Raw genomic sequence first — 12125 nt, 5'->3', positions numbered from 1 at the left:
ACTCGTATAGGCATTAAGCCGGTTTTGTTAGCCCAAAAAATTCGCGGGCAGTCAACTCATCACGCGCAATCTGCGCTTTTAGTTCATCCAGCGAGGCAAATCGCTGTTCGCTGCGTATTTTTTTACGCAGCACTACATCTATATGGCGACCATACAGGTCCATTACAACATCCAACAGATGCACTTCCAACTGTTGGCGTACGCCTGCTACCGTCGGACGGGTGCCGATGTTGGCGACGCCGGGGAAAGGTTTGTCACCCAGTCCCATCACTTCAACCGCATAAACCCCTTTCACTGGAGAAACCTGGCGACGAAGCGGTAAGTTTGCCGTCGGAAAACCGATCGTGCGCCCTAACTCGTCACCATGAACTACACGTCCTGAGATAGTAAAAGGATGCCCAAGCAGACTTTCGGCCAGTTGCAGGTTATCTTCTGCCAGTGCCTGACGGACCGCGGTGCTGCTGATGCGCACACCGCCCTCACAGAAGGTTTGGGTGCTGGTGATATCAAAACCATACTCAGCGCCCGCTTCCTGTAATAACAAGAAATCGCCCGCACGGCTAGCGCCAAAGCGGAAATCATCACCAACGGCAAGAAATTGTACACCAAGGCGATTAACCAGCAGATCGCTGATAAAGGTCTGCGCCGTTAATGCGGCAAAACGCCTGTCAAAACGCACGCACAGTACGTAATCCACGCCACATTCCGCCAGATAACGCAGTTTTTCCCGCAGACGAGTAAGGCGCGCAGGCGACTTGTCTGTCGCAAACAGCTCCAGCGGCTGCGGCTCGAAAATCATCACCATTACCGGTAAATTGCGCTTGCGCCCTTCTTCCCGTAACCCCTGCAGTAACGCACGGTGGCCCCGGTGCACGCCGTCGAAATTACCAATAGTCAGCACACACCCATGCGGGGCCTGACTGAGATTATGTATGCCTCGTATCAGCTTCATGTCTGGCTCAAAACAGTGAAAATCGTGAAAGTATACCCTGTACCGCGGTCAACGTTAACCGGCGATTGTTTCTACGAAACAGAAAGAGGATGCTTTTCATTGTTATGAATCAAATTGACGCCCTTCACGGGCACACCAATGCAATTTTTCTCGTGGAAAAGCTGTATTCACGCCACGCAAGCTGGTAGAATCCTGCGCCATCACTACGCAACGAGTGCTGGAATTTAAACGGCGCTTATTTGCACAAATCCATTGACAAAAGAAGGCTAAAAGGGCATATTCCTCGGCCTTTGAATTGTCCATATAGAACACATTTGGGAGTTGGACCTTGGCTAATATCAAATCAGCTAAGAAGCGCGCCGTTCAGTCTGAAAAGGCCCGCAAGCACAACGCTAGCCGTCGCTCTATGATGCGTACTTTCATCAAGAAAGTATACGCAGCTATTGAAGCTGGCGACAAAGCTACTGCACTGAAAGCATTTAACGAAATGCAACCACTCGTGGACCGTCAGGCTGCTAAAGGTCTGATCCACAAAAACAAAGCTGCACGTCATAAAGCAAACCTGACTGCACAGATCAACAAACTGGCTTAATCGCCCGTCTGTTGTCGCTTTGTGAAAAAACCCGCGAAAGCGGGTTTTTTTATGCCTGTTGTTTGTGCAACCAACTTCGAAGGCAACCGCGATCCGCAGATGTAGAATGATTCCGGCTGCGGGAACATACCGCAGCCGGAATCATGACGGCTTTCTTGATTACTGCGGCTTAAATAATGTCGAGTAGTCCGCATTACAAATACGCTGCACAGCCGGATGCTGGATCATCCTCTCCGCAAATATGGCGTGATACTCCTCCATCACATTCTCTACGCGTCCAATTTCAACAATAGAATCATCAGCATAGAAATTATGCGAATACAGCGTAGGCGCAACGAAAATAGCGTTATGCGTTGCGCCAAACGCTTTCATCAGCGCGGCGTCATCAAACTCGCCAAGGATTTCAACGTTCAGTCCTTGTGAGTTAATCCAGTTCAACAGCTTACGCCCGAGCATCGAACGACGTCCAGGGATCAGCAATCGACGCTCTTCCAGACAGGCCGGAAACGGTTTCTCAGGCAGCGGCTTGGTACACCAAAAACTCACGCTGCATTCGCCTATCCGCACCGAGAACAGCCCTTCCTGCTGCGTTGAGTCGATCGGACAATCGGAAATGATCATGTCCAGCTTATGCTGGCTGAGTTGCTCCAGCAGCATCTCGTGCGTTGATTCAAAACAACGCAGGTGGATTTGCTCATTCTCAACCACCGCGGCATCCAGCACGCTGCTGACCAGTTGTTTGGACAATGCATCCGCCACACCGACATCAAACAGCAAATTCGACTCTTTGCGATAGTTCACGATATCCAGCATTTCCTGGCTTAAGGTGAACATTTTGTCTGCATACCGAAAGACTAATTCCCCCAGTTCACTAGGTTCCAGCCCGCGCCCCTTACGCTTAAACAACTTCCCTTGTAAGCGTTCCTCAAGCGCTTTGATCTGCCCGGTAATAGTTTGTGGTGTCAGATAAAGCGCTTCTGCGGCACCTACCACCGATCCTTCTTTATACACATGCCAGAAGTAATACAGGTGGTTGTAATTTATATGAGACATACTCTCTCCCTGAAATTGTCACCAAGAGTTATCTGCTCAGGCTGACGTATTCAACCGGGTACGCAGCCAGCTATAACCGATAACTGCCGACAGCAGAGAGCCGATCAGGATCCCCAGTTTTGCCCAGTTAATCAGCTCTGGATCAACGTTACCAAACGCCAGGCTGGCGATGAAAATCGACATCGTAAAGCCAATGCCGCACAGAATACCGACCGCCATAATTTGCTGGAAATTCGTGCCTTCAGGCAGCTGCGCTACCTTGAGCCGTAATGCCAGCCAGCAGAACAGGCTGATCCCCAGTGGCTTACCGATAAGCAGGCCGGCAATAATCCCCAGCGGCAGGATGGAGGTCAACCCGTCCATCGTCACGCCCTGCAGTGAAACACCCGCATTAGCAAAAGCAAACAGCGGCAGGATCAGATAGGCCACCCACGGATGCAGGACATGCTCCAATCGCTTCGCGGGTGAACGCCCATGTTTTTCCTTCAACGGAATAAAGAAACCGACGATCACCCCTGCCAGAGTGGCATGCACGCCGGACTTCAGCACTGCCGTCCACAGCACGACGCCAACCAGAATATAAATACCGGTACGTCTCACACCACACAGATTCAATGCTGCCAGGACGAGAATTGCGCACGCGGCGACGCCCAGAGACAACAAAGAGAGATCGCTGGTGTAGAACAACGCGATGATCACGATGGCGCCGAGGTCATCGATAATCGCCAGCGCCATCAGGAAGATTTTCAACGCCAGCGGAACACGACTGCCCAACAGCGCCAACACGCCTAATGCAAAAGCGATATCCGTTGCTGCCGGAATTGCCCATCCTTCACGAGTGATAGGGTCGGCATAGTTGAATGCCAGATACAGCAACGCCGGGACAATCATGCCCCCGATCGCGGCAATGATCGGAAACGCCGCCTGACGCAGGCTGGCAAGCGAACCCTGCATTAACTCACGCTTCACTTCCAGACCAATCAGCAGGAAAAACACCGCCATCAACGCGTCGTTGATCCACAGCAGCATATTTTTGTTGATCTCAAGCGCGCCAACCCGCAGTTGGACAGGTGTTTCCAGAAAGGCGTGGTACCATCCACTGGTAACCCCGATATTTGCCATCATCATAGCGACTGCGGCAGCGATGATCAGAATGATACCTCCCGAGGCGTCGCTACTAAAAAAACGGTGCAGATGTTTCACTTTTATTCTCTCTATTGGGTGAATACTTCGTAATTACTATCTTACACCCTCAGAAAGCTCGTTAAAATTAGATTATTCATGATGAATAGATCGGTTTTTACGATCTAAAAGAACGAAGTTGGTGAAGATTTTCCAGACGTAAAACAGAAATAAAAAAGCCTGAAACTTTTCAGCTCCAGGCTTTTGTCAGAGAGAAAACGGCGAATTAACGCGTCAAATCATCAAAGAATTTCTTCACGCCGTCGAAGAAGCTTTTGGAACGCGGGCTGTTTTGCTCGCCGGTAGGACCACCAAAGCTATCCTGCAGGTCTTTCAGCAGCTGTTTCTGCTTGTCGTTGAGGCCAACCGGGGTTTCAACAACCACACGGCACAGCAGATCGCCCTGTGCGCCGCCGCGTACAGACTTAACGCCTTTACCACGCATGCGGAACAGTTTACCGGTCTGCGTTTCACCCGGAATTTTTAACTTCACGCGACCGTCCAGCGTCGGGACTTCAATCTCACCGCCCAGGGCTGCCATCGCAAAGTTAATCGGCACTTCGCAGTACAGGTTATTGCCTTCACGTTCGAAAATTGGGTGCTGTTTTACCTGCACCTGCACGTACAAATCACCCGCTGGCGCGCCATGCTCACCGGCTTCGCCTTCACCCGCTAAACGAATACGGTCGCCGGTATCAACCCCTGCAGGGATCTTAACAGACAGCGTTTTGCTCTTCTCAACGCGACCATGCCCGTGGCATTTGTTGCACGGGTCTTTGATCAGCGTACCGCGACCCTGACAGTGTGGACATGTCTGCTGTACGGCGAAGAAACCCTGGCGCATCTGCACCTGACCGGAACCGTGACAGGTTGGACAGGTCTGCGGTTGTGTGCCCGCCTTCGCGCCACTGCCGTGGCAGACGTCACACTCTTCCAGCGTAGGGATGCGGATCTCTTTGGTGACGCCACGCACGGCTTCTTCCAGAGTGAGATCCATGTTGTAACGTAAATCAGCCCCACGTGAGGCGCGCTGACGACCACGACCGCCGCCAAAGATATCGCCAAACACGTCACCAAAGATATCGCTGAAGTCTGCCCCGCCGCCAAAACCGCCGCCGCCGCCCATACCACCTTGCTCAAACGCTGCATGGCCGTACTGATCGTAAGCCGCACGTTTTTGCGCATCGGTCAGGATCTCGTACGCTTCTTTGATCTCTTTAAACTTGGCTTCGGCCTCTTTATCACCCTGATTGCGGTCCGGGTGATATTTCATGGCCAGGCGCTTGTAGGCCTTCTTGATTTCACGCTCTTCCGCTGATTTGGAAACGCCTAAAATCTCGTAATAGTCTTGCTTTGCCATTGTTTTTTTTAAGCCCCTTAACATACGAGCACGGGCGAAGAGGAAACCTCTACGCCCGTGCCGATTAACTACCCTGCATCAGGGCGATTATTTTTTGTCTTTCACTTCTTCAAACTCAGCGTCGACAACGTCGTCATCTTTCGCGTTGTTTGCAGAAGCATCAGCGCCTGCTGCACCAGCCTGCTGCTGTGCGTGCTGCTGCTGAGCGATTTCCATCAGTTTCTGGGAAACCTGTGCCAGCGCCTGCATCTTCGCTTCGATATCCGCTTTGTCTTCGCCTTTCAGAGAGGTTTCCAGCGCGGTCAGTGCAGACTCGATGGCAGTTTTGTCGTCAGCCGGCAGTTTGTCGCCTGCTTCTTCAACCTGCTTACGAGTGCTGTGCAGCAGATGATCAGCCTGGTTACGGGTCTGAACCAGCTCTTCAAACTTACGGTCAGATTCTGCGTTCGCTTCTGCTTCGCGAACCATTTTCTGAATTTCTTCTTCGTTCAGACCAGAAGAAGCCTTGATGGTGATTTTCTGCTCTTTACCGCTGTTTTTGTCTTTCGCGGAAACGTGCAGAATACCGTCGGCATCGATGTCAAAAGTAACTTCGATCTGCGGCATACCGCGCGGAGCCGGACTGATACCATCCAGGTTAAACTGACCCAGATCTTTGTTATCAGCAGCACGTTTACGTTCACCCTGCAGCACATGGATGGTTACCGCAGACTGGTTGTCTTCAGCGGTAGAGAACACCTGGCTGTGCTTGGTCGGGATGGTGGTGTTCTTCGCGATCAGCGGAGTCATTACGCCACCCATGGTTTCGATACCCAGAGACAGCGGGGTAACGTCCAGCAGCAGCACGTCTTTAACATCACCGGTCAATACACCACCCTGAACAGCTGCACCGATTGCTACGGCTTCGTCCGGGTTAACATCTTTACGCGGCTCTTTACCGAAGAACTCAGCGACTTTCTTCTGCACCATCGGCATACGCGTCTGACCACCAACGAGGATAACGTCGTTGATATCAGATACGGACAGGCCAGCATCCTGCAGAGCAACTTTCAGTGGCTCGATAGAACGGTTAACCAGGTCTTCAACCAGGCTTTCCAGTTTCGCACGGGTCACTTTGATGTTCATGTGTTTAGGACCTGTCGCGTCTGCAGTGATGTACGGCAGGTTCACGTCGGTCTGCTGCGCAGAGGACAGCTCGATCTTCGCTTTTTCTGCGGCTTCTTTCAGACGCTGCATCGCCAGCGGGTCATTACGCAGGTCGATACCCTGATCTTTCTTAAACTCGTCAACCAGGTAGTTGATCATACGGCTGTCGAAGTCTTCACCACCCAGGTGGGTATCACCGTTGGTTGCCAGAACTTCGAAGGTTTTTTCGCCGTCAACTTCGTCGATTTCGATAATAGAGATATCGAAAGTACCACCACCGAGGTCATATACCGCGATAGTACGGTTGCCGACTTCTTTATCCAGACCGTAAGCCAGCGCAGCTGCGGTTGGTTCGTTGATGATACGTTTTACTTCCAGACCTGCGATACGGCCAGCATCTTTGGTTGCCTGACGCTGAGCATCGTTAAAGTATGCAGGTACGGTGATAACAGCTTCAGTTACTGGTTCACCCAGGTAATCTTCAGCCGTTTTCTTCATTTTTTTCAGCACTTCAGCAGAAATCTGCGGCGGTGCCAGTTTCTGACCTTTAACGTCAATCCATGCATCACCGTTGTCAGCACCGATGATTTTGTACGGCATGATGGCTTCATCACGCTGTACTTCTTCGTCCTGGAAGCGGCGGCCAATCAGGCGTTTAATCGCAAACAGGGTGTTTTGCGGGTTTGTCACTGCCTGACGTTTAGCCGGCTGACCAACCAGAGTTTCACCATCCTGGGTATAAGCAATGATAGAAGGCGTGGTGCGATCGCCCTCGGCGTTCTCCAGCACACGTGCAGTAGTGCCATCCATAATCGCTACACAAGAGTTGGTAGTACCCAGGTCGATACCAATAATTTTACCCATCTAAACGTCTCCACTAAAAATTCGGTCATCATGTGGTTGTGAATCTGTAATAAGGGCGAAACGTGCGGTTTCAACTACCCTGAATCGTTTTTTTTCAGACTCACCACTGCGGTTGCTTACAAGATGGGGTCGTAACCCACGTCATCAAGGGGGGCATGAAAATTTTTTTTAGCCTTGTGGCAATAAAATCGCAGAAAAAAGGCTAAAAGATTAAAAAATGAATAGTCTCAAATCAAAACTAATTCATAAAACAGATAAATTCAGCACAGCCATTCACATAAAAATTGTAATAAAAAGAAAATATTACAAGCATGAATCATGACTCTGACAGCGGTAAGATGGTCTGAAACGACACACTTTTACAGCCGTCAAAGAGAAATTCCATGAAATCCGTATTAACCCTTTCCGCCAGCCTGCTTATGGGCCTGCTGCTGAGCAGCGCCGCACGCGCTAACGATCATAAAGTCCTCGGTGTGATCGCCATGCCCCGTAATGAAACCACCGATCTAACGCTGAAACTACCCGTTTGCCGCGTGGTGAAACGCATTCAACTTACGGCCGATCATGGTGATTTACAGCTCAGTGGTGCATCGGTTTACTTCAAGGCTGCCCGCATGTCCAGCCAGAGTCTGAACGTGCCTTCCTCCATCAAAGAAGGGCAAACAACCAATTGGATCAACATCAATAGCGACAACGACAATAAGCGCTGCGTGAAAAAAATAACCTTCTCCGGTCATACGGTGAACTCTTCTGATATGGCGACGCTGAAAATCATCGGCGACGACTAATTCGCCATACTTTTATTCAGATGCCTCAGAAACATGAATGTCACCTATTTGATGAAGCTAAAAGCTGATAGAGAGTTAACCAAAATTCTGCGAACCCACGCCGCCGTCGGTGTAATCGGGCACGGATTACTGCGCGGAGCCGGACTTGGCGGCCTAAAACGAGGTTAAAGCGGTAAGCGGCAGCGCCTATCGCGTGACGATCCCAGCGGTACTCCACATCGCCTGCCTGCGCAGAATGCTCAACCACACACAAACGTGATGCCCATCACAGGGAAAATAATTCGTTTTCCCTTCGTTAGATCATAGACAGTGCTCTCTCCCCTGATTATTATGCCGCGCCCCGAAGACAGTGATCGTTATTCGGGGAAACTATTTCACCATTCAATCAATGATGATTTTGAGGAATTATGGGCAACACTAAGTTGGCTAATCCGGCACCGCTGGGCCTGATGGGCTTTGGCATGACCACCATTCTGCTTAACCTGCATAATGCGGGTTTCTTCGCTTTAGACGTTATTATTCTGGCGATGGGCATTTTCTACGGCGGTATCGCGCAAATTTTTGCCGGTCTGCTGGAATATAAAAAAGGCAACACCTTCGGTTTAACCGCCTTTACTTCCTACGGTTCGTTCTGGCTGACGCTGGTTGCGATCCTGCTGATGCCGAAAATGGGCCTCGCGGATGCAACCAATGGTCAGTTCCTGGGCGCTTACCTGGGTCTGTGGGGTGTGTTCACTCTGTTCATGTTCTTCGGTACGCTGAAAGCCGCGCGCATGCTGCAGTTCGTGTTCCTGAGCCTGACAGTGCTGTTCGCCCTGCTGGCCGTTGGCAACATTGCAGGTAACGAAGCAATCATTCACATTGCTGGATGGGTTGGCTTAGTGTGCGGCGCAAGCGCCATTTACCTGGCGATGGGTGAAGTGCTGAACGAACAGTTTGGCCGCACCATCCTGCCGATTGGTGAAGCACATTAATCTGATACTATCCCCCCTTCCGGGGGGATAGTTCTTACAACTGCTGTAACTCTGCCTGTACGTTCGAATCGCGATGATAAATATCCTGTCGCAGCCAAATTCCCAAACCAAGCCCTACCAGCGATAACGCCAGTACATACCAGGCCGGAGCCATTGGCGACACGCTCATCAACACCGTTACTGCGATGGGTGTTAGCCCACCGAAAATGGCATACGAGACGTTATAGGAAAAGGAAATACCGGTAAAACGGACTTCTGCCGGAAACGCCCGCACCATCACGTAAGGCACTGCCCCCACGACGCCAACGCATAACCCTACCAGGCCGTACAACCCAAACAGGTATTCGGGATGACTGCCGGTCAGGTGATAGAAAAACCAGCTCGAACAGGCCAGCAGCAGGCTACCGACAATAAAAGTTTTGCTGGCACCAACCTGGTCGACAATAAACCCCGCCAGTAAACAACCAATGCACAGCATAATTGTGGCGACGCTGTTAGCTTGTAACGTCAGCGCCGGCGCAAAGCCATATTGCTTCTGCAACCAGACTGGCGACATCAGGATCACTACCACAATCCCGGCAGAAAGCAGCCAGGTTAGTAGCATTGACACCACCACTGCTTTTTTATGTTTACTCACCACCGATTTCACCGGTAGCTCTTGCGCCAACGCTTTACGCTGCTGCATTTCGAGGAAGATGGGCGTCTCCTGCAGCCAACGCCGTAGATACATTGCCACCAACCCAAACGCGCCCCCCAGCAGGAAAGGGATACGCCAACCATAGTCATGCACCGCTTGCTGCGTAAAACTGGTGTTCACTAACGTCGCAACCACCGACCCCAGCAGAATTCCCACCGTTAGCCCAGCGGTCAGCGTTCCGCAGGCGATGCCGATGCGACGCTCTGGTACATGTTCGGCCACGAATACCCACGCACCTGGTACTTCACCCCCAATGGCAGCGCCCTGCAAAATGCGCATCAGCAGTAACAGCAGCGGCGCCAGGATCCCAATTGAGGCGTAATCAGGCAGCAGTCCAATCGCCAGCGTTGGTATTGCCATCAGTAAAATACTCAGCGTGAACATTTTCTTACGCCCGACCAGATCACCAAAATGCGCCATGATGATGCCACCCAGCGGACGCGCCAGATATCCGGCGGCAAAGATGCCGAAGGTTTGCACCTGACGTAGCCATTCAGGAATATCTGCAGGAAAGAAGAGTTCGCCAACAACAGCGGCAAAGAAGACAAAGATAATGAAATCATAAAACTCAAGCGCACCGCCAAGGGCAGCAAGCGTTAGGGTTTTATAATCCTGGCGATTCAGCGGTCGATTGTGTTGTGACATAGCAAACCATCAGTCAGTGAAGTTATTGAATCTGTCTGTCGATATATGTAAAGCAAAAATTACTATATCGTAAACAATTCAATACTCCACTGTCATTGGCACTTATGCCGCGATTGGGCTACTTTTAGGCGTTTGTATCGCGTATTGCACTTTTTGGACGAAAAGATGCTACAACAGCCGGTGCGGTTTCGACATACGGTCCATCTAATAGCTGTATACAATACGGTACACTAGCAAAAATGCCGGGCACGACAACCTTACCGTCAGCCTCTTTCACGCCTTCCAGCGTTTCTTTGATCGATTTCGGCTGTCCAGGCAGATTCAGGATCAGCGCCTGTTTACGAATTACGCCGACCTGACGGGAGAGGATCGCCGTTGGCACAAAGTGCAGACTTATCTGGCGCATCTGTTCGCCAAAGCCTGGCATCTGACGGTCAGCGACGGCAAGCGTAGCATCAGGCGTCACGTCGCGACGTGCCGGACCCGTCCCGCCAGTTGTCAGCACCAGATGGCAGCTCATTTCATCAACCAGCTCGCATAAGGTCTGTTCGATGATCGCCTGTTCATCCGGGATCAACCGCGTTTGCAGTTCAAAGGGGGTGGTAAGGGCAGACGCCAGCCACTCTTCCAGGGCCGGGATACCTTTATCCTGGTAAACACCGCTGGAAGCACGGTCAGAAATGGACACCAGGCCAATGCGTAAAGTATTCATGATTATTCCGTTTAAACAGTCTCGTTAAACAGAATGATACACTGCGAAAGGAAGGACAGACAGGTTTCAGAAGAGGTAGCGTGACCCATATCCGGGCCACGCTTAAATGATTACAGCAGATCGCCAATCATTTTTTCCAGTTTACCCTGGTCTACAGCAAACTTACGGATACCGTCCGCCAGTTTGTCTACAGCCATCGGATCCTGGTTGTGCTGCCACAGGAACTCAGCTTCGGTGATGCGTGCAGGACGCGCTTTCACTTCGCCGGAGAAGGACAGTTTACGTTCGATAGCGCCTTCGCTTTCCGCCAGCTCTTTCAGCAGTGCCGGAGCAATCGTCAGACGATCGCAGCCTGCCAGCTCAATGATTTCGCCGATGTTACGGAAGCTCGCGCCCATTACCACGGTTTCGTAACCGTGCTGTTTGTAGTACTCGTAGATTTCCGTTACGGAAACCACACCCGGATCTTCCGCCGGTGCATACTCTTTCTTGTCGGTGTTGGCTTTGTACCAGTCAAGAATACGACCAACGAACGGAGAAATCAGGTATACGCCAGCTTCTGCACATGCACGTGCCTGCGCGAAGGAGAACAGCAGAGTCAGGTTACAGTTGATGCCTTCTTTTTCCAGCTGCTCAGCGGCACGGATACCCTGCCAGGTTGAAGCCAGTTTAATCAGAATGCGATCGTTGCTGATGCCAGCGTCGTTGTACATTTTGATCAGACGTTTTGCTTTCGCGATGGATGCTTCGGTGTCATAGGACAGACGAGCATCGACTTCAGTGGAGATACGACCCGGGACCAGTTTCAGGATCTCCAGACCGATATTGACTGCCAGTTTGTCGGTCGCGTCGACGACCTGCTGTGCGCGGTCATTACTCTGCTGCTTAGCCCAGGCGACAGCGTCATCAATCAGCTTGCGGTATTCCGGGATCTGCGCTGCGTTAAGAATGAGAGAAGGGTTAGTTGTGGCATCCTGAGGCTGATACAGCTTCATTGCCGCGATGTCTCCGGTGTCGGCCACTACTGTGGTGAACTGACGAAGGGAGGTCAATTTGTCCGTCATGATAGCGATTCTCTTTAAACAGCTTGTTAGGGGGATGTAACCGATCTTCCCTGATGATAGCACGACGCACTCTCAGCGCAACCGCCTGGATTGTCC

At 51.3% G+C, this 12125-nt stretch carries 11 protein-coding genes and 1 pseudogene; 4 read left to right on the top strand and 8 right to left on the bottom strand.

Features of this window, described 5'->3' with window-relative positions; translation table 11 throughout:
* Window positions 1–13: 13 nt before the first annotated feature.
* Window positions 14–952: a bifunctional riboflavin kinase/FAD synthetase gene (gene ribF, locus ACU8YC_RS14045; protein ID WP_151216695.1), complete on the bottom strand. Its 939-nt coding sequence runs from the start codon at window positions 950–952 to the stop codon at window positions 14–16.
* Window positions 953–1280: 328 nt separating this feature from the next.
* On the opposite strand from ribF, the gene rpsT reads away from it, so the two are divergent.
* Complete coding sequence (gene rpsT / locus ACU8YC_RS14040; RefSeq protein WP_038637070.1) at window positions 1281–1544, top strand: 30S ribosomal protein S20; 264 nt, start codon at window positions 1281–1283, stop codon at window positions 1542–1544.
* Between the two features lie 159 nt (window positions 1545–1703).
* Here rpsT and nhaR read toward each other — a convergent pair whose 3' ends face one another.
* The 4 genes from nhaR to dnaK form a co-directional block, all read right to left on the bottom strand.
* The gene (gene nhaR / locus ACU8YC_RS14035) at window positions 1704–2597 is read right to left on the bottom strand and encodes a transcriptional activator NhaR (RefSeq protein ID WP_151216694.1); all 894 of its coding nucleotides are present in this window, start codon (window positions 2595–2597) and stop codon (window positions 1704–1706) included.
* Window positions 2598–2633: 36 nt separating this feature from the next.
* Window positions 2634–3800, bottom strand: coding sequence for a Na+/H+ antiporter NhaA (gene nhaA, locus ACU8YC_RS14030; protein WP_187253705.1), 1167 nt, complete (start codon window positions 3798–3800; stop codon window positions 2634–2636).
* A gap of 205 nt (window positions 3801–4005) precedes the next feature.
* A complete protein-coding gene (gene dnaJ, locus ACU8YC_RS14025; RefSeq protein ID WP_008786151.1) occupies window positions 4006–5139 on the bottom strand; it encodes a molecular chaperone DnaJ in 1134 nt (377 codons plus the stop codon).
* 87 nt (window positions 5140–5226) lie between these two features.
* On the bottom strand, window positions 5227–7149 hold the full coding sequence (gene dnaK / locus ACU8YC_RS14020; protein WP_151216692.1) for a molecular chaperone DnaK: 1923 nt from the start codon (window positions 7147–7149) through the stop codon (window positions 5227–5229).
* Window positions 7150–7532: 383 nt separating this feature from the next.
* Here dnaK and ACU8YC_RS14015 point away from each other — a divergent pair, with 383 nt between their 5' ends.
* The 3 genes and pseudogenes from ACU8YC_RS14015 (at window position 7533) to satP (ending at window position 8911) form a co-directional block, all read left to right on the top strand.
* Window positions 7533–7937: a DUF2541 family protein gene (locus ACU8YC_RS14015; RefSeq protein ID WP_187259123.1), complete on the top strand. Its 405-nt coding sequence runs from the start codon at window positions 7533–7535 to the stop codon at window positions 7935–7937.
* A gap of 72 nt (window positions 7938–8009) precedes the next feature.
* Window positions 8010–8196: pseudogene (locus ACU8YC_RS14010) on the top strand (hypothetical protein); the annotation flags it as partial.
* A 148-nt stretch (window positions 8197–8344) separates the two neighbouring features.
* Window positions 8345–8911, top strand: a complete 567-nt coding sequence (satP, locus tag ACU8YC_RS14005; protein WP_187253704.1) for an acetate uptake transporter — start codon at window positions 8345–8347, stop codon at window positions 8909–8911.
* A 34-nt stretch (window positions 8912–8945) separates the two neighbouring features.
* Here satP and ACU8YC_RS14000 read toward each other — a convergent pair whose 3' ends face one another.
* The 3 genes from ACU8YC_RS14000 to tal all read right to left on the bottom strand — a co-directional run bounded on the left by ACU8YC_RS14000 (window position 8946) and on the right by tal (window position 12029).
* Entirely contained in the window at window positions 8946–10253 is a 1308-nt protein-coding gene (locus ACU8YC_RS14000) for an MFS transporter (protein ID WP_151216689.1), read from the bottom strand.
* 124 nt (window positions 10254–10377) lie between these two features.
* Window positions 10378–10965, bottom strand: coding sequence for a molybdopterin adenylyltransferase (mog, locus tag ACU8YC_RS13995; protein WP_151216688.1), 588 nt, complete (start codon window positions 10963–10965; stop codon window positions 10378–10380).
* A 110-nt stretch (window positions 10966–11075) separates the two neighbouring features.
* Window positions 11076–12029, bottom strand: a complete 954-nt coding sequence (tal, locus tag ACU8YC_RS13990) for a transaldolase (protein WP_151216687.1) — start codon at window positions 12027–12029, stop codon at window positions 11076–11078.
* Window positions 12030–12125: the final 96 nt, after the last annotated feature.

This window comes from Citrobacter sp. VF227, from assembly GCF_052950715.1.
Note: the sequence above shows the minus strand (reverse complement) of the source record. Positions and strands in the feature narration are given on the sequence as shown.